This window comes from Clostridium tagluense (genome assembly GCF_003865095.1).
GTDB lineage: Bacteria > Bacillota > Clostridia > Clostridiales > Clostridiaceae > Clostridium_AD > Clostridium_AD tagluense.
This window is the reverse complement of sequence record NZ_BHYK01000001.1, coordinates 218,641-245,476: the sequence shown is the minus strand read 5'-3', so window position 1 is coordinate 245,476 and position 26,836 is coordinate 218,641. Positions and strand designations below refer to the sequence as shown.

The following is a 26,836-nucleotide window of genomic DNA, read 5'->3' as shown; positions in this document are numbered from 1 at the left end:
ACCCTCCTTATTATTATCTAGCATCTATATTGATTACTAATTTAATATTTATTTTCCATTTAAAAATTCACAATATGGCGCTATAGGGCACATATCACAATTAGGCTTCCTAGCTTTACATATTTTTCGACCATGCCATATAATATAATGATGAGCATCACTCCACATTTTTCTAGGAATGTTTTTCATAAGCTCTTGCTCTACCTCTTCTACATTTTTACCTGAGGCAAGACCAATTCTTTTTGAAACTCTAAAAACGTGTGTATCTACGGCAATGGCTGGAATACCAAATGCATTAGATAATACCACATTGGCTGTCTTTCTACCTACACCGCTCAGCTCTATTAATTCTTCCATAGTGCTTGGTACTAGGCCCCCATGTTTTTCTAATATAATTTTTGTAGCACCTAATATATTTTTACTCTTATTATTATAAAATCCACAGCTTTTAATTTTTTCTCCTAGTTCCTCTTGTGATAAAGTAATCATAGCTGCAGGTGTATTATATTCCTTATACAGCTCTTTTGTAACAATATTTACTCGCTCATCAGTGCATTGTGCTGATAGTATAGTTGAGACTAAAAGTTCATAATGATTGTTGAAATTAAGGCCACACTTTGCGCCTGCGTATGTTTCATTAAGAATTTCAAGCACTGTTTTAATTGTTTTCTTATTCATATAAATCACCTACTTTTTACTAGCAAGAATATTTCCTTAGGATTATTCTATCACATTCTATAGCAAAATAATTTAATTCTAGAATTATTAATAAAAATACGCTGTTTTCCTCATATGTGAGGAAAACAACGTATAAATTATAACTATTACTTAGCGCCAATTCCTTTAGCACGTAATTTTTGAAGCATATCTGTAGTCATTTTTGCTAAATCATATTCAGCTACAAATCCCCACTCATTTTTAGCACAAGTTGAATCCATTGAATTTGGCCATGAATCAGCGATTCCTTGTCTTATTGGATCTACATTATAATCCATAATAAACTCTGGCATATGTTTTTTGATTTCAGCCGCTATTTCTTCTGGTTCAAAACTCATAGCTGCAATATTAAATGCATTTCTATGTATTAATTTTGATGCATCAGCTTCCAATAAATTAATTATTGCACTTATTGCATCTGGCATATACATCATATCCATTTTTGTACCACTCGCAATGAATGAGGTGTACTTACCTGACTTTAACGCCTCATAGTATATATCAACTGCATAATCAGTTGTTCCGCCTCCTGGAAGAACTTCATAAGAAATTAGTCCTGGGAACCTTACTCCTCTTGTATCAACACCAAATTTTTTATAGTAATAATCACATAATAATTCTCCTGCAACTTTATTCACACCATACATAGTTGTTGGTCTTTGAATTGTATCTTGAGGAGTATTATCTTTAGGCGTAGATGGTCCAAATGCGCCTATAGAACTTGGTGTAAAGAACTTGCATTTCACTTCTCTTGCAACTTCTAAAGCGTTTACAAGCCCACCCATATTTATATTCCAAGCTAGAAGTGGTTTTGCTTCTGCTGTTGCTGATAATAAAGCTGCCAAATGAACTAATGTATCTATTTCATATTTTTTAGCAAGGTGAAGCATAGCTTCATGATCAGTTACATCCAATATTTCAAAAGGCCCGGTCGTAACTACGGGACTACCCTCTAGCTTTCTTAAATCTGTAGCTATTACATTTTCACTACCATAAATTCCTCTCATTTTCATTACAAGTTCTGAACCTATTTGCCCTAAGGCTCCTGTTACTAATATTTTTTTCATTACATTCCCTCCATATTTAGCTAACAACGCATAATGTTGCAAACGTTTAATTTAAGCTCATAGGTATAACGCCTAATTATTAGGCGTTATACTCTGTTTTTATTTATTTTATTATTTTCATTTCTCTTCCAACTTTTGCATAAATAATTAATGCTTTATCTAACATTTCTTTTGTATGAGCTGCTGTAGGCATATTCCTTACTCTTCCAGTTCCCTTTCTAACTGTTGGGAATACTATTGATTTTGCGTAAACGCCCTCTTCAAAAAGTTTTTTACTGAATTCTTGAGTTTTAACTTCGTCTCCTATGATACATGGAGTAATTGGGGTTTCACTGTTTCCAATATCAAATCCAAGTTCTTTTAAACCCTTCTTCAAATAATTTGCATTTTCCCAAAGTTTATCATGTAACTCTGTACTTTCTGTAAGAATGTTAATAGCTTCAATAGCAGCGCCTGCTGCTCCTGGAGTTAGTGATGTTGAGAATAGGAATGGTCTAGCACGAACCATAAGCCAATCAATTAAGTCTCTTGTTCCAGCTACATATCCACCTACAGCACCAATAGCCTTTGATAATGTACCAATTTGAAAGTCTATCTTATCGGACAAACCAAAGTGATGTACGGTACCTGTACCTTTTCCCATTACTCCTGAACCGTGAGCATCATCTACGTATGTTATTAAGTCAAACTCTTCTGCTATTTTTACAATTTCAGGAAGTTTAGCAACGTCGCCATCCATAGAGAATACACCGTCAGTAATAACCATTATTTTTTCATATAAGCCTGATTCCACTGCTTCTTTTGCCTTATTTCTTAAATCTACCATATCTGAATGTTCTACTCTTATGATTTTTGCACCAGATAACCTGCACCCATCTATTATTGATGCATGATTTAAGGAATCTGAAAGAATAGCATCTTTTTTATTCATTACTGCTGAAATTGCTCCCATATTACAATTGAATCCTGACTGGAAAGCAATAGCTGCCTCTGTATGTTTAAATTTAGCAAGTTTTTGCTCTAATTTAGTATGGATTTCTAATGTACCATTTATTGTTCTAACGGCACCTGCTCCTGAACCATATTGCTTAGTTGCTTCAATAGTAGCTTCAATCATTCTAGGATTAGTAGCAAGACCTAAATAGTTATTTGAAGATAGGTTAATTAATTCATTATCACCAATTTTAATAACAGGTCCATTTGAACTCTTTAGTACATTTATTACGTTATACAAACCTTTACTTTTTAAATCATCTAAATTATCTTTTAAAAATTTCCCTAATACTTTACTTCCCATGGTAACATGCCTCCAACCTTTTATTTTGTATATTCTTATAAAAACATATAAGAATTTTATATTTAATCACAAGTTCATTATATATCTTTTAGCTCCAAATGCCAAATTAAATTGCAAAAACCTTATCTTAAAAGCAATATTTCTTTTATTTTTTTATATTTATGATTTTTTTCCATCATTGTTAATTAATACTCTGCATTTTCTTATGCTATATAAGACACAATTAAAAACAAGATTTCGGTTTTTAAACACAACTCTTGTTCTTAAGCATTTTCTTATTATTACCTATTTTAAATTAGAATATACTCCTCTATATTTCTCTGGAAGTAACATAGCTATCCCCCACATTATTTCATGCATAGCCCTATCATGATACTGATTTTTATCTTCATCCACATTTTTAATAGGAAGCATAATAGGTTCACCAACACTAATGTTTACATCTGCATAATTAAATTTTTCTGAGGCCATGTTATTTTCATTAATAGGTAATAATTTTTCTGTTCCCCAAATGCCCATTGGAACAATTGTTGCCTTTGATAATTTAGCCATTAATAAAAGGCCCTTCTTAGCTTCTGCCATTTGCCCACTTCTACTCCTGGTTCCTTCTGGAAAAATCATAATATTATTTCCTTGTTTTAACGTATTAACAATTTTAGATATAGCTTCCTTATCTGCAGAATTAGGTTTTATATTTATAGTCTTAGCCACGTGAAACCCTAGTTTAGTAAGCTTGTTATCTGTTAGCTTTACACCAGCAACAAAGGTTACATTGTTATCCTTTAATAGCCTATTCATAACTATACCATCAGCATTACTTAAATGATTGCATATAAAAATTATAGGAGATTTAGCTCCAACAATTTTCTCCATTCCAGAAGTTTTTATATTTGCGTATTTATTAATGTATGAATCAATTAATTTATTTGCTATAAATGATACAACTTTATCCGGCAAAAAATCTATTATCCTTAGCACTACTGGAGAAACCATTAAAATTCCACCTTTCATAAAAAGTATTTATAAAATTATTATAATTTGAAAAACTTTAAAAGTCTATAATAATAATCCCTTATATAAGGTGATGTATCCTTCTCTACAGTTATAAACTTAACCCTTTCACTGTGAATCGCATTAATAATTGCATTCCTTTTAAGTATATTTTTACCTCTCCACCCACAAGAAGTCATTTTATACTTATCTTTAAATAAATCATTATCCATATTGATTAAAGTCTTTACATCCATGTTTTTCATATATTCATATGGTTTAAATCCACTAATATCACTAAATTGGATTCCACTATTGTATGGGCAAGCTCTCTGACAGGTATCGCACCCAAATAGTCTACCATTTAATTTTTCAAACCAGGAATCCTCTATATGTTTTTTTTGAGTTATGTAAGAAAGACATACATTTGCATCATTATTTATTCCTGCTTTACCTTTCACTATAGCATTTGTAGGACATGCTTCTAGACATCTCTCACAATTACCACATTTTTGAACAATTGGTTTGTCTGGTAGGATTATTAAATCTGTTATAATTTCACCTAAAAAAACATATGATCCGTATTTTTCTGTTATCAAGGTATTATTTTTCCCTATAAACCCTATTCCACTATTACAGGCGATATATCTCTCTGGAAGCGCATTGCTATCCACAAAAGACATAGCCTTTCCGCCTATACCCTCAATGAATTTGCAAATTTTCTCCATATACTCGGTTGTAACAACATGATAATCCCTTCCAAGCGTGTATTTAGAAAATTGCGTCTTCTTATTGAAATCTAAACTATATAGATAAGGAAATGCAATGGTAATTATTGTTTTTCCTTCTGGCATATATAAAAATGGATTTATCCTCTTATCTACGCTATGTTCCTCAAACTCATTTTCTAGTCCAAGCTTCTTTCTTGTCTCAAAATAAGGATTTAGCTCATGAAAAATTCTACACTCGCTAAATCCTATTGTGTCTATTCCATTTTTTATACAAAACTCTATAATTTCTTCCTTAATGCCCATATTGTCAGTCCTTTTTATATTATCATATCATTATACATCCTTTTAGTCTTCCCTAAATAATCCTTAATCTCTATTATAGGAATAGTTTTCCCAAAAATTATTCTAGCGGGAATACCAACGGCAGTTGCCTTAGCTAATACATCTTTTAAAACTACAGCATTGGCACCAATTTTGCTACCAGATCCTATTTTAATTGGTCCCAAAATTTTCGCACCAGCACCTACAACCACATCATTTCCTAAAGTAGGATGCCTTTTTCCTTTATCCTTACCTGTTCCACCAAGTGTAACCCCTTGGTACAAGGTTACATTGTTCCCTATTTCTGTTGTCTCTCCTATTACTACGCCCATTCCATGATCTATAAATAACCCTTTTCCTATTTTTGCCCCAGGATGAATTTCTATTCCAGTAAAAAACCTAGCTAGTTGTGATAGCGCTCTAGATATAAAATAAGCTTTATGATTATATAGAAAATGAGCTACTCTATATAATATTATAGCATGTGTAGATGGATATAGAAGTATTACTTCCACCCAATTCTTAGCTGCTGGATCCTTTTCTAATACATTTTTAATTTCATATTTCAGCATTTTAAGCATATAACTATTCACTCCCACAAAGCAATATTGTTGATTTAGTCATAAATCCCCATGGAGATATATTTTTCTCCTCCGTCCGGTGCAACAGTAACAACTTTTTTGCCCTTACCTATTCTACTGGCAATTTTTATAGCTGCTGCGATATTAGCCCCTGTTGAAATCCCAACTAATATACCTTCTTCACTGGCCATTAGTTTTGACATTTCAAAAGCCTCCTCATCAGATATTTTTATTATTTCATCAACAACGCCAGTATCATAAATATCTGGTGTAAAACCTGCGCCTATTCCTTGTATTTTATGTGGTCCAGGTTCTCCACCTGATAATACAGGAGATTTTTCTGGTTCAACTGCAACTACTTTAATGTCTTTTCTAATTTCTTTTAATCTTCTTCCTACTCCAGTAATTGTTCCACCAGTTCCCACTCCCGATACAAACGCATCTAAGTCCATCACATCTTCCACTATTTCTTCTGCAGTTGTAGCATAATGTTTTTCTGGATTTGCTAAATTAGTAAATTGCTGAGGTATAAAGAAATTAGGTTTTCCCTCTGCTACTTCCTTAGCCTTGTTTATAGCGCCCTTCATGCCCTTGGTACCATCCGTAAGCACAAGTTGTGCTCCATATGCCTTAATTAAATTCCTTCTTTCAACGCTCATGCTATCTGGCATTACAATAATCACTTCGTACCCTTTAATTCTGCCAATCATGGCCAAAGCTATTCCCATATTTCCACTAGATGGTTCAACTATGGTGAATCCTTCTTTTAATAATCCTAAATTTTCAGCTTTTTCTATCATCCCAAGGGCTGCTCTATCTTTTATGCTTCCAGCCGGATTAAACTTTTCAAGTTTCACATAAATATCAGCCATGTCACCCTTAACTAATTTATTTAATTTCAAAATCGGTGTTGCTCCTATCATATCTAAAACGTTGTTATACATCATAATAATATCCCTCCAAATTTAAAATAATTGATTTACTTTAAGATCTATATATATTTCTAAAATTATAAAATAAAAAATAACAGTTATATACTCATCAGTGAATTATCTGAAAATTTTTGAGTACAAAAAAAACTCCCTCTAATCTAGAGACGAAGTTTTGCTTCGTGGTCCCACTCTAAGTTATAATCACTATAGTGATTATAAAGCCACTTTTTCAAGCACAGCGCTATGCTCTATCCCTATAACGGGGGAACCCCGATGCAGCCTACCATAGGCATATACCTAATTCGGTGCACAACTCCAAAGGGCACTTCATATAAGCTTCCCATAAGAATCTTCTCAGCTTTAGACTCTCTCTCTGTATATTATTCTTATACTACTTTCCTTTTTCTCAGTATTTCCTAGTATTTTAGTATGATTTACTTTTCTTTATTATATTATATTCTTAACATCAAAATATGTCAATACTATTTAGTTATTTTTGTACATTGCTTTTCTGAGTAGTTATGATGGAATGTCATCTTATAATTTTCTACAAAAAAAACTGTTAGAATAAACTAACAGATAATTCCTAAATATTATATTTTTTTAAATATTGCGTAGTAACGATACCTATATTTTGGCTTTGATTTACAACATTCTCAGAAAAATCATAACCAAGAGCAACATTTCCACAAGCAAAAATACCTGCTATATTAGTTTGTGATTTTTCATTTAATAGAATTTGTCCTGTTGATGAGCCAATTTCTATTTTTGCTTGTTTTGCGAGTTCATTATCTGGATATAATTTTACAGATAAAAGTAACGCATCACAAGAAATATATTCCTCGCTCCCTTTAATAACTTCGTTATTCTCATCTAACTTCACTAAAGTAACGCCTTCAATTCTACTTTTGCCTGCAATGGCAATAATCTTTTGCTTTGTTCTTAATGGTATATTAAAATCATTAAGGGAATTACTCAGTTTTTTATCAAGTGCATCAATATAATCTTTACTTTCAACTATGGCTTTAACATTAGCCCCTTCAATAGAAAGTCTACTTGCCATTTTTAATGCAATATCTCCTGTACCTAATATGATAATTTGTTTTCCTGGCATATATCCTTCTATATTTACAAATTTCTGCGCAGACCCTACAGTATATATACCTGCACAGTTGGTACCTGCTAGATTAGAAAATCCTCTTGGTCTTTCTCTACACCCAGTGGCAATTATTATAGCTTTGGCTTTTATTTTAAAAATTCCATCATAAGTATTCACTGCATTAATTTCTTTAGTAGGACTTAAATTTAAAACCGCGGTGTCTAACTTATATGAAATACCCATTTTATTAATTTTATCTATGAATTTCTGTACAAATTCAGGTCCAGTCAAGTCTTCACCAAAAGTGCTCACTCCAAACCCATTGTGGATACATTGATTTATTGTTCCGCCCAATTGATTTTCTCTTTCCAAAATCAGGATTTCACCCTCGTAGTGTTCTTTAGCTGAAATAGCAGCTGCAAGGCCTGCGATGCCTCCCCCGATTACTACTATGTCATATTGCTGCATTACATACCCTCCTATTTTAAGGCACCTAAAAAAATGGCCAGTCCATATGCTAGTCAATTTTTGGAAACACCTAATACTAAAATTTGATAGTGCATTATAAATAAACGTAAAAACCTGTGAAAATAATTTCACAGGTTTTATTTGGCAGGGGTAGTAGGACTCGAACCTACAACCAATGGTTTTGGAGACCACTACTCTACCAATTGAGCCATACCCCTTTATTACGTATAAAATTTTAAAAATGGCAGGGGTAGTAGGACTCGAACCTACAACCAATGGTTTTGGAGACCACTACTCTACCAATTGAGCCATACCCCTAATTTACATTCAAAGTGTATCATGTATCTTTAATAAATGCAAGTGTTTTATATTTAAAGGACATTTCTGAAGGAAAACCTACTACTTCTATAAGTAGGAATTACATACTATAACAAGAAGAAACCTTCTGAAGTCGTTAATATTACAGCTTCCCAGATGGTGATTCAACTTATTAAGAAACACAGGTTAAATACCTCATACACACTCTGCGCTTCTTAATAGTTATTTTATTATTAGCGATTATTCCACTTTAAAACCTGCTGACTTTACTTTTGCAACGATCTCATCAAAATTTTCTGTATCAAGTCTTACAACAATTTCCTTAACCTCTGTAAGACTCTTTGGATCAATAACTACAAAACTAATTATATCACCTTTGTTTTCAGTTATTATTTTTGAAAGCTTAGATATCTGGCCTTGAATGTCATAAGCTATAACAGCTAAACGTTTTCCTTTATTAAGACCAAATAACTCAGTAAATTGATGAAATATAGCATGGTGTGTAACTATACCTTTAAAATCACCATTGTTATCCACTACAGCAACAAAAGAAACACTTCTTGTCTCTAAAAAATGTGCTGCTTCTTCTGCTTGCTCCATTGGATTAATAACAGGTACATCAGTCCTCATTACATTTTCAACCATAAAATCAGATAATAAGCATTTCTTATCAAGACAATTTTCATAATAATAAGTATAAATTCTTTCTTTTGAAATTGATCCAATAAATTTATTACCCTCAGCCACAGGAATTGATAAAAAGTTATTTTGATCCATAACCTCTAAAGCTTTACCTATTGTCACCTTTGGTGTTACCGTAATTAATTTTTCTCTTAATAGCATCAAATTATTAACAAACATTATTTTCCCCTCCTTAATATGGTATATAAGCTATTATACATTATTTTATAATTTATGTGTAAATAATTGTTTTTTATTTTACAAATATAATTAATAAAAATAAATCCATATATTATGGTCAATCTCCTATATTACCTTTTCTTTTTTTATTTTTTAGGATAAAATATCTAGTGAGGTGAAACTTATGGAATTTGTAGTAACTACAGTAGAAGAAACTTATAAAATAGGAGAACTAATAGGTGAACTTGTAAATTCAGGTGATATAATCTGCTTAATTGGTGACCTAGGCACCGGCAAAACTCATTTAACAAAGGGAATTGCAAAAGGCTTAGGTATTGAAGACCATGTAACTAGCCCTACTTTTACAATTGTAAATGAATATACAGGTCGTTTAACCTTATATCATTTTGATGTATATAGGGTAAATGATCCGGACGAAATAGAAGCTATAGGCTTTGATGAATATATATTTAGTGATGCGGTTAGTATTATTGAATGGGCTAATTATATTGAGGAATTGATTCCACGGAATAATTTAACCATTACCATCGAAAAGCTTCCCGAATTTGGAGATAATTGTAGAAAAATCAGCGCATGCTATTCTGATAAAAGATATGATTATATAAAGGAGATAAAAATATGAAGATTTTAAGTATAGATTCCGCTACAGCTGCAGCTACTTGTGCCATTCTTGAGGATCACAACGTACTTGGCGAGATAACTTTTAACTATAAAAAGCAACATTCTTTAATACTTATGCCTATAATCGATGAATTATTTAATAATGTAGGAATGAACATAGGCGATATAGATGCCTTTGTAGGTTCAAAGGGACCTGGGTCCTTTACAGGCCTTAGAATAGGGCTTTCTACCATTAAAGGGCTTAGCCAAGGCACAGGGAAGCCCTTTGTAACCGTATCTACCTTAGATTCCTTAGCATTTAACTTAGCATATACAGATGGTATTGTCTGTCCTATACTAGATGCACTGCGGGATAATGTTTATACAGCCTTATATACTTTTAATAATTGCGAGCTTACCCGCATTACTGACTATATAAATATTTCTATAGATGAATTAATAAATATGCTTAAAGAGAAAAACTGCAATATTTCTTTTGTAGGAGATGCTGTTCCAAAATTCAGAGAAAAACTTATAGAACACTTTCCCATGGCCAGATTTGCGCCAGCTCATTTAAATTTAGCTAGGGCATCATCCCTAGGAGAATTAGGTCTTAAACTAGTATCTAAGGGAACAGCGGATGATTTATACGCGTCAGTACCTATTTACCTTCGAAAACCCCAAGCAGAGCGAGAGTACGAAGAAAAAATGAGGCAAAATAAAAATGAATAGCGATTTTAAAATTTGCCCAATGGATAAGTCGTCTATTAAATCTATCCTCAATATTAGTGAATTAAGCTTTCCTATTTCTTGGAGTTTAGAATCCCTAGAAAGTGAATTAGATAATAAATTTGCTAAATACGTAGTACTCAAGAAGGGTGATTCTATAGTAGGTTATGGAGGCATGTGGTTAATTATAGATGAGTCCCATATTACTAATGTTGCAATTCATCCTGACGCCCGAGGCCACGGTGGTGGAGATTTAATCGTAGAAGCCTTATTTAGAATTTGTAGAAAGCAAAAAGTAACAGCTATAACCTTAGAAGTTAGAAGTTCAAATTTTCTTGCTATAAACTTATATGAAAAACATGGCTTTGAAAAGGTAAGCGTTAGACCTCATTATTATGAAGACAACGGGGAAGATGCAGTAATTATGTGGAATCGTAATCTGTAACATAAATCTTGAAAAATATTAACTAGTAAAGGGGTGCCTATGAAATAGGTACCCCTTTACGTTTATACCATTATTTTCTATATTTTTGACTGATAATTGCCTTGTCTGTTTTTGTATTCTCTCTCTGCGTTTTCTTTATGAAGTATAGGAGAAACACTTTTATATAGAGCTAGGGTTACTGATGATACTACTATTCCTTTAATAAAAGTAAAAGGAATAATTGACCAAATAATGAACGAATTCAAATCCACAATATTGTGATTTATTTTTGATCCCATTGCTACAACAGCAGCTATTGGGAATCCTAATACACTTTCGTATAGCGGTAGAACAACAAAATAGTTTAATATCCCTGCAAAAATTGACATACAAATTACTCCTATTAATAATGCAACAATAGCTCCACCCTTGTTTTTGCGAGCCTTATATATAAATCCAGATACTAATACTAAACTTGAGCCTAATAAAAAATTTGCTAGTTCTCCAACGAAAGCTGTTTTAGTAGCTAGCAATCCATGTAATATATTTTTAATGAGTTCAATAATAACGCCTGCTATTGGCCCTAATGCAAATGCACCTAACAGCGCTGGCAGGTCACTGATATCAAATTTCAAGAATTCCGGAAATATAGGTATTGGTAATTCAATGTACATCAAAAGAAAAGCCATAACAGATAAAAGTGAAATTTTAATAAGTTTAACAAGTTTTTCGTCTCTCATTTTTATACCCCCTAATTAATATGTCTTCTAGGGATGGATATAATAAAAACCCTGACATAGAACTATGTCAGGGCGAATTCGCATATATCACATCTTCTTTTATCCAGACTTTACTGTCGGCTTCGGAGTTAAACCGAATCTGCCTTTCGGCTCGCGGGCTTTACCGCCGGTGGGGAAATTCGCCCCGCCCTGAAGATTATCAAATTTTATTTTATAATTTAATTATATCTAAATTTAATAGAAAAAGCAATATACAAATTATATATTTTTCATAGATAATGATATTCTTTTCCTTTTCTCATCAACTTCTAGCACACTAACTTCTACTATATCTCCAACTGTAACTACATCCAATGGATGCTTTACAAATTTATCTGATAGCTGGCTTATATGTACTAACCCATCCTGGTGAACTCCAATATCAACAAAAGCTCCAAAGTCAGATACATTTCTAACTGTACCCATAAGTTTCATCCCTGGTTTAAGATGAGACATTTGAACTACACCTGTTTTTAATAGTGGCTTAGGTAATTCTTCTCTTGGATCTCTACCTGGCTTTTTAATTTCTTTAATAATATCTCTAAGCGTTGGGACTCCTATTTCTAATTTTTCAGCCAGCTCATTTAGATTAATATTTTTAACTCGCTCATCCATATCTTTAAAATTTAGTGATTTAAGATCTTCTTTTGTATATTGCAGAAAATCTAGCATTTTTTTTGTAGCATTATATGATTCAGGATGAACTGAAGTATTATCTAGGAACTCTTTGCTCTCCATGACTCTTAAAAATCCCGCACATTGCTCATATGCCTTTGCACCTAATCTTTTCACTTTTAATAATTCTTTTCTAGCTATAAATTTACCATTTTCTTCTCTATATGCTACTATATTTTGAGCTATTGTAGCATTTATACCTGATATATAAGACAATAGTGAAGGGGTTGCAATATTAAGATCTACTCCAACGGCATTAACACAGTCTTCAACTACTCCTTTTAAGGATTCATCAAGTTTTTTAGGTGTTACATCATGTTGGTATTGTCCAACTCCAATGGCTTTAGGATCAATTTTCACAAGCTCCACTAAAGGATCTTGAAGTCTTCTTCCTATAGAAATAGCTCCTCTAATAGATACATCTATATCTGGATATTCTTTTGATGCAAGCTCTGAAGCTGAATATACGGATGCACCTGCTTCTGAAACTATAACGTAGTACAAATCTTTTGCGCATTCTTCTTTAAGTTCTTTAATTATCTGGGCTAGAATTTCTTCAGACTCACGACTAGCAGTTCCGTTACCTAATGATATTACTTCTACATTATGCTTATTTACTAATGCTTTAATAATACCTATAGATTTTTGTACACCATCCTTACTGCCCGCAGTAGCATATACCGTAGCCATATCTAAAACCTTTCCCGTATCATCCAGAACTGCTATTTTGCACCCAGTTCTAAACCCAGGGTCAAATCCAAGCACTACCTTCCCTTTTATAGGGGATTGCATTAAAAGAGCTTTTAAATTAGCTTTAAATATTTCAATAGCACCTATTTCACCTTTTTCTGTGAGTTCTGACCTTATTTCCCTTTCAATTGATGGAAATATAAGTCTTTTTACAGAATCAACTATACTTAGTTCTATATACTTATCTGTTTCACTATTTCCCTTTAAACATTTGTCTCTTAAGTACTGGTTAATCTTATCATTATCAGCTTTAATTTTCACAGAAAGTATCTTGCTACTTTCGCCTCTATTTATAGCAAGAATTCTATGTGGTGGAATAGATTTAACTCCTTCTTTATACTCATAGTACATTTCAAAAGGTGTAGTCTCATCCGAAGCACCCTTAGTTTCTACAATGCCTTGATTATGCACCAGTGCCCTAATCCACTTTCGGAAGTCAGCTTCATCTGAAATCATCTCACTGATAATATCACCAGCGCCTTCAAATGCCTCCATGGCTGTAGTAACTCCTTTTTCCTGACTTATAAATTTCTGCGCATACTCATTTATATCACCTTTAAACTCACCACTAAAAATAATTTCAGCAAGAGGCTTTAGTCCCTTTTCTATTGCAATGATGGCTCTTGTTCTTTTCTTAGGCTTAAAAGGTCTATAAATATCCTCTATTTCTGTAAGAGTCTCGCATTTCTTTATGGAATTTTCAATTTCTTCTGTTAGATTTTCTTGTTCTCCAATAATACGTAGTACGTCTGTTTTTCTTCCTTCTAAATTTCTAAGATATATAAGTCTCTCTGTGAAATTTCTAAGTACTATATCATCAAGTCCACCTGTTCTTTCTTTTCTATATCTAGCTATAAAAGGAACTGTATTTCCCTCATCTAATAACTGGATTACACTTTCCGATTGCTCTTTGCTTATTCCAAATTCACTTATTAATCTGCTTTCTATATTTTCCATATTTTCCTAACTATTTTTATAAGGTACATAAGACAAACAACTGGTCAGTATTTTATTATTTATTTTATGCGCCTAAATAGTCAGTCCTCCTCTCGTAATTTATATTTTAAATCTAAGGTCACAAAATTAACATATTTAATCATACCCCAAGTTCTACCTTAATATCTATATAAAGATAAAATTTTTCAGGAGAAATATATGAAATTTTTAATATGCTCTTATTTTTAACCCTTTGTATTTTATTGTTTTTTTATAGTTCACATATATATTATACCCTATATAGATTGAATCCTACAAATGTGTACCAAAATATAAAATATGTCTTCGGTAGAATAATAAAACACCTATATCTCAGTGGATATAGGTGTTTTATTATTTGAATATGCCTTATACCTTAAACTTCGAAACCAACTCCACAAGCTTTTCATTTCTTTCTTTAACATACTCTGAAAGTTCCTTGGCTTCCTGTGATTTTTCTACCACTATAGTAGATTTTTCAGCAATAGTAGAAGTCCCTTCTGCCCCTTCATTCGCAGCGGTCGTTACACCATCTATTACCTCTGACATATTCTTAATTGAATCAAGAATTTGGCTTGAGGCATCATTGAATTCTGAAACCATATTTTTAATAAAATCTGCATCCATACTATATTTATCCGTAGCCTCAAGCATAGTTTTATAATCCTTATTAACGTTATTTGTCATATAATCCATCATACCATTTGCACTCTGTGCCAGATTACTTACGGAACCTGTTACCTTCTGTGTTATTTCCTGAATCTTTGCAACTGCATTTTTAGAATCCTCTGCAAGCTTTCTTATTTCATCTGCAACCACTGCAAACCCTTTACCCGACTCACCAGCTCTAGCTGCTTCTATTGCTGCATTAAGAGCTAGAAGATTAGTTTGTGCAGTTATTTCCATTATGGTATTTGAAAGTGCACCGATTTCTTGAACAGATTTTGATTCTTCTAAAGCACTTTGAAGCTTTTCTCTTGTTTCTTCATAAACTTTTATCCCTTTTTTCTCAGACTCCAAAAAATTTACTCTAAGTCCCTTTGCCCTATCATTAATTTCTTTGGCTGATATTTCACCTTTTTTAGCCTTATCTGCTATAATTTCTACTGCTCTTTCTATTTCACTTGATGTAGCATTCATTTCTTCTGTAGATGCTGCTGTTTCTTCCATGCTTGCCGATAACTCTTCAGTAGTTGATGCCACATCTTCTATATTTAAAGTTAATTCTTGTATCTGCTTTACAGCATCTATAACTGCATTTTCCACATTTGAGGATTCTCCCTTAACTCCTACAACAAGCTCTCTAATAGAGTTTTGCATTTTATCAATTGATTTCCCAAGTCTACCTATTTCATCTTCTTTATTCAAAAACTCTTTTGGTACTTCCATGGTAAAATCGGCATTAGAGAGTGCCTCTAAATGATTGCATGCAAGACTTATAGGGTAAATAGCTTTTTTAATAAGCATAAACATTAACATAACTATAGCTAATGTAGCAATACCCGTCATTACCACTATTGTATAAAATAGTTTATCATATTCAGCATACATTTTTTCATCTGAAATTATTGACATAAATGCCCATTTACTATCTACCCCTTTTAAACTTATAGGCGTACAAGCTTTTAAAGATAAAAATCCTGTACCTACTGCTTTTGCATGCACTTCAAAAGCTTCTCCCTTAGCAATTTTTTCAACTATATCTGTTTGACTATTATCCACATCAAGTATTTTTTTACTAATAAGCTCTGGCTTTGCACCATTTGTAACAAAGGTTCCTTTATCTGTAACTATTGTTGCATATCCTCCCATAGGTTTTGCTTTAACAGTAAGTTCTTGAAGTGTTCTTAATTCAACATCTGCTCCTACAGTCCCCATAAACTTCCCATTTCCATCAATTATAGGTATTGATAAAGTAGTAATCAAAGTATCTTTACCATCCATTTTATACATATAAGGTTCTATTAAACAAGCTTTCCTTGTTTTCTTTGGAAGAAGATAATAATCTCCATCACCCTCTTTATCATATCCTGTACATGGCTCTATCTTTATATTTCCATTATTCAGTACAACATAGGGAACAAACCTACCTGTAGCATCATGTCCTTCTTTATTTATATAAGCACTATCTTTGCCATCAAATGCATTGGGTTCCCACACAGTGTGCACCCCTACTATGTTTTTATTCTTTTCTAGCATAGCTTTTAAAAGTTGGATTACCTGTTCTCTATTTAAGCTTCCTGATTTTTTAGAGAATACAATAGTATCTCTTATTCCCTCAACGGTAGCCTGCACTACTTTAAAGTCTCCCTGCACATCATTAGAAAAAGCATTTGATACCTGTTTCGCCTGTTCACTTGCCTGATTATAAGAACTTTGTTTAACCTTTTTAAGTGTGATTCCCCCAATAAGAACAATTCCTAAAAATACTATAGTACCAAGTATAATACTCAATTTTGTTGCTAACTTTAATTTTCTAAACATCCTAGTTTCTCCTTTGTAATAAATTATATATGTATATATGTAGAATAGTTACTTTAATATAATATACCATTTTATTCTATTATTCTACATTTTTCATCAAATTACTTTGTTTTTAACCTTTTTTTATTCCGTTTTATACTTTTCATATTAATTTACAATAGGCATGCTCAACAATTATATTTTTTAATATACAAAATAACTAAGCTGCTTTAACTTAGGTAGTCCTTATTAGGATTTTAAAATGTTGAAATATATTTTTCATTGTGATAGTATTGTTTCTTGTATACCAAAAGGGGAATGTAAAATGAATAAAAAAAAGATAATATCTAACACTATAATGTTCTTATCAATTATGTTATTTATAAATGTTTTTCAACGTCTGTTCGGAAATGAAAATACACTTGTTGGAGTAACCGTTATAACAGCAGCATTAGTTTTATTAGAGAGAGATTTAACCATATCACCCTTTAGAAATTTAATTAAGTTGCTTGGAATAAATATGCTTACAACCTTTGCTGCATATTATGCAAACAGCAACATGTGGCTTGGAATAATATTAAATTTTACAATATTATTTACCATAGGATATTTATTTAGCTATAATTTACGCAAATCAATCTTTGTACCCTTTGGTCTTCAATATTTGTTTATATTATTTAATCCTGTATATGGTGAAAGTTTTTTAAAAAGAATTTTAGCTCTAATTTTTGGAGCTTTTTTTGTAATGTCACTTCAATTTTTAGCTAACATGAATAAAATTTCTAAAACAGGCAGTAAAATAGTAGATACTATATGTGAAAATATATTATTAAAAATTAATTTATTAGAGAAAAATAAAGATGTAACTGGAGTAAATATCGATATAGTCCAATTTATAAATTCTCTTAAAAAAATAGTATATGACAAAAGAGTTGGAGATTTCTATATTACTAAAGCTGGGAAAATAACAACTAATATTTTATTTTCATTAGAAAGAATAAATATTCTATTAGATAAATTAAAAGAAGATGATTATGAAAAAGAATCTTATGTGCAGTTTTTAGGGACTATATATGAGAAGGTAGCTAGTATAAAGGAAAAACTATTTAATATAAGTGATATAGAAGCTATCTACTTAAATACTGATTTAAATAGAATATATATACATGAAATTATTAATTCAGTTCAAATCTTATATATAGAAATGTCAAAAATGAAAATGTTAGATAAAAAAAATAAGAACTCTATTGAGAATAATCATAAGATACCAATACATTTTAATAAAGTATCAACCCATAAAAAGAATTTTGAGTTTAACTCACTAAGGGTTTCCTATGGAATTAGATTGGGAATAGCTGGCTGTTTTACAGCTTTTATAACAGCTTATTTTCATTTGTCTGAGGGAAGATGGATGGTATATACTATATTTTCATTAATACAACCTTACGCAGAGATTTCTAATATGAAATCAAAACAAAGAATAGAGGGAACCCTGATAGGTGCTTTAATTGTATTTTTTTGTTTTTCTTTAATTACAAATACAACTATTAGATTTTTAATAGTATTATTGGCCGGCTATTTAAATCCATTCACTGTGAACTATAAAGCCTTAATTGCATGTGTTACAGTATCCGCGGTAGCCTCCTCAGCCATGGTAGGTGGTACTACTAAATTCGTTTTAAGCAGAATTGTGTTTGTAGCAATAGGTGCAGCTGTAGCTGCACTAATTAATAAATTTGTATTACCATACAAATTTGAGGATGGGAAAAAAGAATTAGTATCAACATATAATAATCTTGTAAATCAAATGCTTAGTGACATAAAGGATAATAATGATAATATTGAGGATATCGTGAAAAATCTATTCTTAATTCCTGCACTAATAGAGGATAGAATGAATGTTATTGATTTTGGTAAAAATTGCAGTAAAGAAAAAGATTTTATATATACTCAAAGAGTATTAGTAAACAACCTTTATAATTATTACTTATTGCTCAATAAAGATAAATGCATTAGGAAAAATATTTTTACTAATGATAAGATAATTTAATTCACAAAGCTTATTGTAATTCTACAGCTTGGCACACTAAAAAACACACCTTAAATCATGATACTTTAAGGTGTGTTTTTATTTAGTTACATATTTTTATAAATTCTATGCTTTTAATTCAGCTGGTTTTTTAAAAGACTTGAACATCATAGCAGATGTATAAATAATAACCACAATAACAACCCATCTAAGTATGTTAAGCGGTAATGTTTTAACAAGATATGCTGCAATAAATACCCCTAACACTCCAAATACAGTTATTGCCATAGACGCTTTTCTATCATAAGCTCCCTCTTTAACAAATTTAATAGATGCTGCTGGCATTAAAAATGCACAAGACCCCATCATAATTGGAAAAGCAACTGCTGGACTTAATCCTAGTGCATATACAAGTGCCATGCAAGGAGCATAAAGTCCTATTCCAAGCGTCATTAACGCTCCAAGGATAAAGTTAGCTATAACTGCAACTATTAATTTTATTCCAGAAAGACCAATCGCGTCTCCTCCAGCTGGGAAAATTTTCAATTGTTGTAGTATCATAATAACCGCTACAACCATTAATGCAACTCCCATAGCCAATTGAATTTTTTTCACATCAAGTTTAGCAACTACACCAGCTCCAAGAACTGCTCCTATTGCCGCTGCTCCAAGCAGCGCAACAAGTGTAATTGAGTCTACTTTTATAACTGTAATAAAAATAAATGCCTCCACCACTACCGGGATTGTAGCAGATACATTTAATGTTCCTGGTAACGTCCTATCATCTGTAAGTTTGAATTGTTTTAATAGTGCAGTTGTAGGTGCAAAGCTACCAATCCCTAGTGTATCAAAAAAATTGGTGGCAAATCCCACAGCTCCTGTAGCTAAAAAACTTGGCTTTTCAAGTCTGCCTTCCTTTAGTGCTACCATATAATCCCTAATAAAAATTATTGCAAAATAAAGGGTTAAAAGACCTAGTGCTGATAATACTGCAGTTAACATTTTAAATTCCTCCTTGGTTAATTAAATAGTTATTTAATTTTATTTAGACTAGTTAAAAAATAACGCACTTTTTTAATCGTCAAAACTTTATTTTACTACATTTTTCTACAATTGTCTACGAATTATTTAATTATATTTTGAAAAATATTAGTGAGCATGGAGGCTTTCGAGTTAAATGATACTTCTTTTATTAAAATGCAATAAACGTAAAAAAGATGAATTCTGTTCATTGAACAGAATTCATCTTTTAAACTTAGCCTGATTTCTTTAAAAAATTGTTTTAAACAAAGGGTATATTTTACGCTTTTTTTTCAACTGGTTTTGAATAAGATTTAAACATCATAACAGATGTATAAATAATAACCACAACAACAAGCCATTTCAATATATCAAGTGGTAATGATTGAACAATTTTTATTGCAACAATCACGCCTACTATTCCACCTACCGTTATTGCCATGGAAGCTTTTCTATCATAAGCTCCTTCTTTAACAAATTTAACGGAAGCTGCTGGCATTAAGAATGCACAAGAACCCATCATAATTGGAAAAGCAATTGTTGGGCTTAATCCAAGTGCAAATACAAGCGCCATACATGGAGCATAAAGACCTATTCCAAGTGTCATTAAAGCACCAAGAATAAAGTTACCTATAATAGCAATTATTAGTTTTATCCCAGAAAGACCAATTGCGTCTCCCCCAGCTGGAAATATTTTTAATTGTTGGAGTATCATAACAACTGCTACAATTAGTAATGCAACTCCCATTGCCAATTGAATTTTCTTTACATCAAGTTTTGCAACAAATCCAGCTCCAAGAATTGCTCCTACCGTTGCTGCTGCAAGCAGCGCAACAAGTGTAATTGGATCAACTTTTATAACTGTAATAAACATAAATGCTTCCACTACTACTGGAATTGTACAAGATACATTTAATGTTCCTGGTAGTGTTCTATCATTTGTAAGTTTGAATTGTTTTAATAGTGCAGTTGTAGGTGCAAAACTACCAATGCCTAACGCATCAAAGAAATTTGTGGCAAATCCCACAGCTCCCGTAGCAATAAAACTTGGCTTTTCAAGCCTACCTTCCTTTGAAGCTAGCATGTAATCCTTAACAAAAATTATTGCAAAATAAAGGGTTAAAAGACCTAGTGCTGATAATACTGCAGTTAACATTTTGAATTCCCCCTTGTTTAATTAATATATTATTAGCATGCACTCTTTAAAAAAAATTTTAAAGAGTGCATGTTAATCGTTACCACCAAGTATACATTTCTTGTTAAATTTTTAATGATTTAGTTAAAAAAATCACATAAAATTATAATGTTTAGACTTTCATTTTACTACATTCTACTTGTAATGTCTATAAATTATTCATTTAATAGACAATTCAGTTTATTCCACTAATGGTATATACTAATATTTAATACTAAATATTACCTGTTAATTATAGCTTAAATCCATATTTTAAAGGATCTTCATCGTCAATAACAAATTGATTGAATCCAGTAATATAAGCACTGCCTGTTATTTCTGGAATGACGCCTTTAAATTCACCTACTTGCACTTCTTCCAGTACTTTACCTTTAAACATAGTTCCAACAATACTTTCATATACAAATTCTTCATTTTGTTTCAAATGTCCCTTTGCATACAAATATGCAAGTTTAGCACTTGTTCCAGTTCCACAAGGAGATCTATCTACTTGTCCGTCGCCAAATATTACTACATTTTGAAGAGTAGCCTTTGGATTTTTAGCAGGTCCATATATTTCAACCAAATCTACTGTGTTTATATGAGGAAGTAATGGATGCTTAACAGAAACAGATGCGTTAATTGCATGTAAAATTTTGATTCCTACTTCGCATAGTTTTTGTGCATTTTTAGGACAAATATCAATATTTAAGTCAGTAGCTTTAACAAGTGCAAAAAAACTTCCTCCAAAAGAAATATCAAAAGTTATTTTACCCAGTTCAGGAACATCTACTTGTACGTTTTCCTTATAAAGAAAAGAAGGAACATTTTGGATAGAAACTTCTTTTACCTTTTCATTTTCTACTTTAACCTTTGCTTTAACAAGTCCCGCTGGTGCTTCTAAAGTTAGGTATGTATAAGGTTCTACCATAGGGATCATTCCAGTTTCTACAACCACCGTTGCAGCTCCTATAGAACCATGACCGCACATATTTAAATATCCGCCACCATCCATAAAAATAATTCCTAAATCAGCTTCTGGCATTGTTGGAGCAGTAATAATAGATCCAAACATGTCATTATGACCTCTTGGTTCAAGCATTATTGCTGTTCTTAAATAATCTAAATGTTTTTCCAAGTATTCTTTCTTTTCAGGCATAGTATTTCCTGGAATTACAGGCACTCCACCAGTTATAATTCTTGTTGGTTCTCCCATTGTATGTGAATCTACTGCGTTAATCATTCTCATTGCTTTCATAATTTATCCCCTCATCTTCCTATTTATTTTAAGTTTTAAAAGCGCTACTGCTTTTTTTGCATCTAATTCACAAACTGTATTTTCTCCTACTACTTCTGTTTCAATACCTTCTATTGATTTATTGAAATCAACAATTGTATCCATATATTTATTTGTAACTACAAACTGTGCTTGAGTGCCCACAAAGCTAAGCCCAACTACCGGTATGTTTCTCTTTCCAATTTCTTCGATAGTATTGGCATAGTCTACATGGCTATTCCCCCAACCGTCTACAGATATAATAACACCATCAGCTCTCATTGCTTCTGCCCATGCTGCCGCCCTTTGTCCAACGAATAATTTTTCTTCATTAGATTGGGGTGTTCCAACAATAATTATGCCTAACAAGTCAATATCCGCATCCTTAGATATAACATCCAGCAGTGGATCTCTAAAATGATGCAGTGTTGTTTCCTTTGTAGATGGACCAACTCCCATAGTATTCCTCCTCGCCAGAATTATATATTTTAACGAAACATAGGTTACAATGAAACTGGAAGTGACACTTAATGCATAGCCCTCAAAGCACCATCTCTATATTCATTTGGGCTTAGTATTATTGGTACATTTCCTAAATCTATAATGGATCTACCACTTTCAAAGCCACCCGGTTCTTTTCCAAGTAATTGCGTATCATACATTGCGCCTTGACCTGCTACCTGTTTTATAACAACTACCTTCTTTTTACCAAGTTTAATTTTATCGAAATATTCGAACTTTTCATCGTATAATTTTCCATTCATTTTCTTTAAAGACTCTCTTATTTCCTGAACTAATCTATCACAGGCCCTATGTGCTGCTGTAGGTCCTATCCTTACTGAGCCCATTCCATCTTTGAGTATTACATCTACATGAATTATAATATCTGTTTCATTTGGAGTACCTGCACGACCAAACACTACTTGCTCTGATAAAATGCCTTCTGAAGATCCAAATTCTGCAACTTGAATTCCCATTTCATCTATACCCGTGAGCATAACATAGACTCCTGTTAAAGTATGTGTTATTCCATCACCAATTTTCCCTAAAACCTTAGTTGCTATTGGTGAAAAATCCATAATGCTATTAACAAAAAAATCATGTTGTTTTGGATTTACTATTTTCACTTCGATACACTTTATAATATCTATAGATTCTTGTATTAAATCCATCTTTATATCTTCTCTTAAGTACAATATTTTATTTTGGATAAGAGTTTTTTTACCAAACTCTACTTTTTCAATATGGAATGTTTTAATCAATAATTTTCGCATTTCAATTTCATTTTCCATACATCTCACCACAATTCATTTTTTATATAGGAATGCGCCAAAATTAAATTTGGCGACATTCCTAATCTTTATTTAATTATAACCTTCGAAGCTGTTCATCACCTTCGGAGCTATTCATCACCTTCGGTGCTGCAATATCGTTAAACTTTTGCTGCATACTCAAATGGTAATGGAACAATTTTTCCAGCTGATGGTATTGCTACAAGTTGTAACAATGTAGCTTTTAATATACCTGTTTGCATTTCTTTATCGTTTGGTGCTCCAGCATTTGCTCCCATTGGAACAAGTGGTGCAACAGATCTTGGCGTTCCAGCCTGCCTAACTACTGGTGGTAATGCTGCAATAAGTATCGTAGGAATCCCTGATTCCTCTATCGCTCTCTGTACAAGTACAGCGGAGCGGTGACAAGTTCCTCAGCCAGCTGTTAAAACAACTGCGTCTACGCCTTCAGCTTTTAGTAACTTTGCAATAGCAGGACCAGTTTCGTTTTTAAACTTATCTTGGTCTCCGCCGCCGCCCATAAATCCATAATGCATTGGAGCAACTTCTTTTATAAATCCTTCAGCTGCAAGTTCTCTTAATCTATCAATGGGGAACATACAATTTATATCTTTATTTACATCTCCATTATCATATCCACCATGAGATACCATTAAATCACTAGATTTTGCATCACCTGGTACAGCTCTAAATGTAAAATCTCCTGCTAAATTAAATCTCTTGTCTGATTTTAAATGTACTCCTGAAGCTGTTGCAAACGCAACTGTCATTTCATTTAATGGTTTTGTTACAGGTGTCCAAACTGGTGGTGGTGTAATTGGTACAAATATTTCTGATTGTAATCCTTTAACGGTTGTTAAACTCATTATACTTTCCCTTCCTTTCTGTTTCTTGTCTCTATATTGCTAACGTATTTTTCGTTGGGTTCTTCAGAAAGAACCTCAATGAAACTCATTCTAAATCCGACTTCTTGACCTACCTGCACAGGATAATCTGTAATTAACATCCTCATTGGTATCTTCATGAAGCCTAATCTTCCTTTTAGATCAATTGAAACACATCCATCATGTACTTCTACTATAACTCCGTACATTTCTATTATCTTATCTCCGTATTTCATTGTATCTCCTTATTTTCCTGAATATTTTTCTAATCTTTTTTTACTTACTGGAATTGAAGTTTCATTTTCTACTCTTTCAATAGAAACTGCATATGCTTTCTCAACAGATTCAAGATTGCTTTCCTTAACATTCGCATTCCAATGTCTTTCTGCTGCTACTACTTCTTCTCCTGCTATTGCAGTTTTAAGCATTGCAAGTGCACGAATTGCATCTTCTTTGCAAAGTGTATTACATCCTAAAACTTCATTTTCAATTCCTGCTTCTGATTTATTGTTGTCAACCATGTACTTAGTATACTTATTACCAACAACTAGAGCACCTTGAACTCCACAGAAAGACATTCCTACAACGCCAATTCCACGCATACCTATTTGCTCAATATGACTTGCAAAGTCGATATGGTTATTTCCAAATCCTTCTGTTGTAACAATAGCACCTGCAACATCCATTGTCTCAATAGTCATTCCAAGTCTTTCAGATACATAAAACTTTTCACTATTAATTTGTGGGCTTCCTACAAGTACAACTCCACAAAAATCAACTTCTGGATCATTCATTGCTGCTATAACAAGTGGCTCTCTCCAATAATGTCTTGAGCACTCTTTTGATGCTGGTCCTATGCAAGTTAATGCATGAATTCCACCATCTAATACTTCTAGTGGTGAAAGTACGATTGGTAAATTTCCAAGATCAACGTTTGGTTTTCCACCAAGTATGCCAACTGGCTCTACTGGAAGAATTAAGTTATCATGCATTGCTCCTTGGCCCATGATTTCTTTTACTACTACTATTTTCTTTCTACCAGTTCTTCTGTATTGAACAAATTCTTCATTATTTACTACTAAGCTTTCATCTAGTACCTTTAGAGCTTCTCTAATTTCTTGTGTAATCATATCAGTTGCTTTATGAGCAGCAAAAGGACCTGGTCTTTCCATGTTTGTTCCTGCTACTATTGTAACTTGAGTTTTAATGAAAATTTCACCTTTATCTGGTGCGCTTGGTCTTCCCCACATAATATTTTCTTCTAAAATACCTTCTGAAGAACCAAATTCTCCAATTTGAACGCCATTTTCATCTGTTCCAGTAACCATAACGATAACGCCATCTAATACTCTTGTTACCCCTTGACCTAATTTATGATCTCCTTCTTTTGTAGCAATTGGCTGTACATCCATGATTGTTTCACTATATGTGTTGTACTTATCTGGTGTAATTATATCAATTTTTATATCTGTAACAAGTTGGCTTATTTTTACAGCGTCTGTGCAGATATTTTCTCTAATATAAAGTGTAGTTCCTTCAATTTTAGTTTCAGGACCAAACTTAACTTCTTCTATTTTGAAGTGTTTTTTTACAAGCTTTCTTACAATTTTGTCTTCAAGCTTTACTTCTGGAGTCTTACTTTCTTTTATAGTTTCTTTAGCTAAAGGCATTGCAGCAGTTGCTGTTTTTACTGTTTCTACCGCTTGCATTCCATTTTGACTAAATGAATTAAGAGGGATTTCTATATCAATACCCTTACCTTCTGCAATTTTAATTTTTAACATTCCACCACTTATAACAGATGACATTACTGGTGTTTCAGCTTTCATAGAAACTTCCTCCTTAAATCCTTCTAACATGCTTGGAGTTACAGGAGTTAATGCTACTGCATCTATTTTTAAAGTTGCACCAATTACTTCGCTTCTACTTAAAACACTCTCATCTAATTTTAGAAGTAGAGAGTCTTGTAGTTTATCAAAATGCATCGGGTTTTCTAAATCCTCAACTGTAATAACATCTCCTGCACTTTTATTATCTTTTAATACTGCCTTTTCATTACCATCAGTTAATTCTACTACTTTCTTTTCTTCTGTAGTATCAACTGCACCCTCTACTATTTCTGGTGTTAATGGTACTAGTGAATCAACTGTCTTAATAAGTTTCGCCCCAATAACCTGACCTATTTTTAAGCAGTTTCCAGGTATTGTTAATAATCCTGAATCCACTAAATCTGGGAATATTGATGGATCTTCTAAATTAGCTGCAGTAATAATTGTTCCCTCTTCTGTTCTACAACATACAACTGCGACTTCATTTTTAAACTCTGCTGCGTGCTCATCACTCATTGACATGAACATAACCTC

The 26,836-nt window shown here is 32.5% G+C and carries 24 protein-coding genes, 2 tRNA genes, 1 riboswitch and 1 other annotated feature; of the genes, 4 read left to right on the top strand and 22 right to left on the bottom strand.

What is annotated here, in order from left to right:
- Positions 1 to 48 precede the first annotated feature (48 nt).
- The 11 genes from nth to Ctaglu_RS01135 form a co-directional block, all read right to left on the bottom strand.
- A complete protein-coding gene (gene nth, locus Ctaglu_RS01185; protein ID WP_124997214.1) occupies positions 49 to 678 on the bottom strand; it encodes an endonuclease III in 630 nt (209 codons plus the stop codon).
- Positions 679 to 824: 146 nt separating this feature from the next.
- On the bottom strand, positions 825 to 1,784 hold the full coding sequence (locus tag Ctaglu_RS01180; RefSeq protein WP_124997212.1) for an L-threonine 3-dehydrogenase: 960 nt from the start codon (positions 1,782 to 1,784) through the stop codon (positions 825 to 827).
- A 103-nt stretch (positions 1,785 to 1,887) separates the two neighbouring features.
- Positions 1,888 to 3,081: a glycine C-acetyltransferase gene (locus tag Ctaglu_RS01175; RefSeq protein ID WP_124997210.1), complete on the bottom strand. Its 1,194-nt coding sequence runs from the start codon at positions 3,079 to 3,081 to the stop codon at positions 1,888 to 1,890.
- Between the two features lie 285 nt (positions 3,082 to 3,366).
- Positions 3,367 to 4,074 (bottom strand): lysophospholipid acyltransferase family protein, encoded by a 708-nt coding sequence (locus Ctaglu_RS01170; protein ID WP_124997208.1) that lies wholly within the window; start codon positions 4,072 to 4,074, stop codon positions 3,367 to 3,369.
- 38 nt (positions 4,075 to 4,112) lie between these two features.
- Positions 4,113 to 5,105, bottom strand: a complete 993-nt coding sequence (gene queG, locus Ctaglu_RS01165) for a tRNA epoxyqueuosine(34) reductase QueG (protein WP_124997206.1) — start codon at positions 5,103 to 5,105, stop codon at positions 4,113 to 4,115.
- Between the two features lie 14 nt (positions 5,106 to 5,119).
- The gene (gene epsC, locus Ctaglu_RS01160) at positions 5,120 to 5,704 is read right to left on the bottom strand and encodes a serine O-acetyltransferase EpsC (protein WP_124997204.1); all 585 of its coding nucleotides are present in this window, start codon (positions 5,702 to 5,704) and stop codon (positions 5,120 to 5,122) included.
- 35 nt (positions 5,705 to 5,739) lie between these two features.
- Positions 5,740 to 6,651: a cysteine synthase A gene (gene cysK, locus Ctaglu_RS01155; protein ID WP_124997202.1), complete on the bottom strand. Its 912-nt coding sequence runs from the start codon at positions 6,649 to 6,651 to the stop codon at positions 5,740 to 5,742.
- A gap of 142 nt (positions 6,652 to 6,793) precedes the next feature.
- Positions 6,794 to 7,053 (bottom strand) — a binding site (T-box leader).
- Positions 7,054 to 7,222: 169 nt separating this feature from the next.
- Positions 7,223 to 8,203 (bottom strand): NAD(P)/FAD-dependent oxidoreductase, encoded by a 981-nt coding sequence (locus Ctaglu_RS01150; protein WP_124997200.1) that lies wholly within the window; start codon positions 8,201 to 8,203, stop codon positions 7,223 to 7,225.
- Positions 8,204 to 8,345: 142 nt separating this feature from the next.
- Positions 8,346 to 8,421 (bottom strand) — tRNA-Trp (locus Ctaglu_RS01145).
- A 24-nt stretch (positions 8,422 to 8,445) separates the two neighbouring features.
- Positions 8,446 to 8,521: transfer RNA gene (locus tag Ctaglu_RS01140), tRNA-Trp, on the bottom strand.
- A gap of 240 nt (positions 8,522 to 8,761) precedes the next feature.
- The gene (locus Ctaglu_RS01135; RefSeq protein WP_124997198.1) at positions 8,762 to 9,382 is read right to left on the bottom strand and encodes a CBS domain-containing protein; all 621 of its coding nucleotides are present in this window, start codon (positions 9,380 to 9,382) and stop codon (positions 8,762 to 8,764) included.
- 184 nt (positions 9,383 to 9,566) lie between these two features.
- Here Ctaglu_RS01135 and tsaE point away from each other — a divergent pair, with 184 nt between their 5' ends.
- From tsaE to rimI, 3 genes are read left to right on the top strand one after another with little or no spacing between them, the layout of a single operon-like run.
- Positions 9,567 to 10,025 carry a tRNA (adenosine(37)-N6)-threonylcarbamoyltransferase complex ATPase subunit type 1 TsaE gene (tsaE, locus tag Ctaglu_RS01130; protein ID WP_124997196.1) on the top strand — a complete coding sequence of 153 codons (459 nt, stop codon included), beginning with the start codon at positions 9,567 to 9,569 and terminating at the stop codon, positions 10,023 to 10,025.
- Entirely contained in the window at positions 10,022 to 10,735 is a 714-nt protein-coding gene (gene tsaB / locus Ctaglu_RS01125; RefSeq protein WP_124997194.1) for a tRNA (adenosine(37)-N6)-threonylcarbamoyltransferase complex dimerization subunit type 1 TsaB, read from the top strand. The genes tsaE and tsaB overlap by 4 nt, the downstream gene beginning before the upstream one ends.
- Positions 10,728 to 11,177 carry a ribosomal protein S18-alanine N-acetyltransferase gene (gene rimI, locus Ctaglu_RS01120; RefSeq protein ID WP_124997192.1) on the top strand — a complete coding sequence of 150 codons (450 nt, stop codon included), beginning with the start codon at positions 10,728 to 10,730 and terminating at the stop codon, positions 11,175 to 11,177. Before tsaB ends, rimI begins: the two co-directional genes overlap by 8 nt.
- Positions 11,178 to 11,254: 77 nt before the next feature.
- Here the strand turns inward: rimI and Ctaglu_RS01115 are convergent, their stop codons facing one another.
- The 3 genes from Ctaglu_RS01115 to Ctaglu_RS01105 form a co-directional block, all read right to left on the bottom strand.
- Positions 11,255 to 11,896 (bottom strand): ECF transporter S component, encoded by a 642-nt coding sequence (locus tag Ctaglu_RS01115; RefSeq protein WP_124997191.1) that lies wholly within the window; start codon positions 11,894 to 11,896, stop codon positions 11,255 to 11,257.
- Between the two features lie 87 nt (positions 11,897 to 11,983).
- A riboswitch (FMN riboswitch) is annotated at positions 11,984 to 12,097 on the bottom strand.
- A gap of 57 nt (positions 12,098 to 12,154) precedes the next feature.
- Positions 12,155 to 14,317, bottom strand: a complete 2,163-nt coding sequence (locus tag Ctaglu_RS01110) for a Tex family protein (RefSeq protein ID WP_124997189.1) — start codon at positions 14,315 to 14,317, stop codon at positions 12,155 to 12,157.
- A gap of 387 nt (positions 14,318 to 14,704) precedes the next feature.
- The gene (locus Ctaglu_RS01105) at positions 14,705 to 16,819 is read right to left on the bottom strand and encodes a methyl-accepting chemotaxis protein (protein WP_124997187.1); all 2,115 of its coding nucleotides are present in this window, start codon (positions 16,817 to 16,819) and stop codon (positions 14,705 to 14,707) included.
- A 304-nt stretch (positions 16,820 to 17,123) separates the two neighbouring features.
- Between Ctaglu_RS01105 and Ctaglu_RS01100 the strand changes: the two genes are divergently transcribed.
- Positions 17,124 to 18,848, top strand: coding sequence for an FUSC family protein (locus tag Ctaglu_RS01100; RefSeq protein ID WP_185732557.1), 1,725 nt, complete (start codon positions 17,124 to 17,126; stop codon positions 18,846 to 18,848).
- Between the two features lie 105 nt (positions 18,849 to 18,953).
- Here Ctaglu_RS01100 and Ctaglu_RS01095 read toward each other — a convergent pair whose 3' ends face one another.
- The 8 genes from Ctaglu_RS01095 to prdA all read right to left on the bottom strand — a co-directional run bounded on the left by Ctaglu_RS01095 (position 18,954) and on the right by prdA (position 26,824).
- Positions 18,954 to 19,829 (bottom strand): sulfite exporter TauE/SafE family protein, encoded by an 876-nt coding sequence (locus Ctaglu_RS01095; protein ID WP_124997183.1) that lies wholly within the window; start codon positions 19,827 to 19,829, stop codon positions 18,954 to 18,956.
- A gap of 298 nt (positions 19,830 to 20,127) precedes the next feature.
- Positions 20,128 to 21,003: a sulfite exporter TauE/SafE family protein gene (locus Ctaglu_RS01090; RefSeq protein WP_124997181.1), complete on the bottom strand. Its 876-nt coding sequence runs from the start codon at positions 21,001 to 21,003 to the stop codon at positions 20,128 to 20,130.
- A 271-nt stretch (positions 21,004 to 21,274) separates the two neighbouring features.
- Positions 21,275 to 22,279: a proline racemase gene (locus Ctaglu_RS01085; RefSeq protein WP_124997179.1), complete on the bottom strand. Its 1,005-nt coding sequence runs from the start codon at positions 22,277 to 22,279 to the stop codon at positions 21,275 to 21,277.
- 3 nt (positions 22,280 to 22,282) lie between these two features.
- On the bottom strand, positions 22,283 to 22,756 hold the full coding sequence (locus tag Ctaglu_RS01080; RefSeq protein ID WP_124997177.1) for a glycine/sarcosine/betaine reductase component B subunit: 474 nt from the start codon (positions 22,754 to 22,756) through the stop codon (positions 22,283 to 22,285).
- A 68-nt stretch (positions 22,757 to 22,824) separates the two neighbouring features.
- Positions 22,825 to 23,589, bottom strand: a complete 765-nt coding sequence (gene prdD / locus Ctaglu_RS01075) for a proline reductase cluster protein PrdD (RefSeq protein WP_124997175.1) — start codon at positions 23,587 to 23,589, stop codon at positions 22,825 to 22,827.
- 140 nt (positions 23,590 to 23,729) lie between these two features.
- On the bottom strand, positions 23,730 to 24,455 hold the full coding sequence (gene prdB, locus Ctaglu_RS01070) for a D-proline reductase (dithiol) protein PrdB (RefSeq protein ID WP_124997173.1): 726 nt from the start codon (positions 24,453 to 24,455) through the stop codon (positions 23,730 to 23,732).
- Positions 24,455 to 24,709, bottom strand: coding sequence for a CBO2463/CBO2479 domain-containing protein (locus Ctaglu_RS01065; RefSeq protein WP_124997171.1), 255 nt, complete (start codon positions 24,707 to 24,709; stop codon positions 24,455 to 24,457). The genes prdB and Ctaglu_RS01065 overlap by 1 nt, the downstream gene beginning before the upstream one ends.
- Before the next feature lie 9 nt (positions 24,710 to 24,718).
- Positions 24,719 to 26,824, bottom strand: a complete 2,106-nt coding sequence (prdA, locus tag Ctaglu_RS01060; protein WP_124997169.1) for a D-proline reductase (dithiol) proprotein PrdA — start codon at positions 26,822 to 26,824, stop codon at positions 24,719 to 24,721.
- Positions 26,825 to 26,836 lie beyond the last annotated feature (12 nt).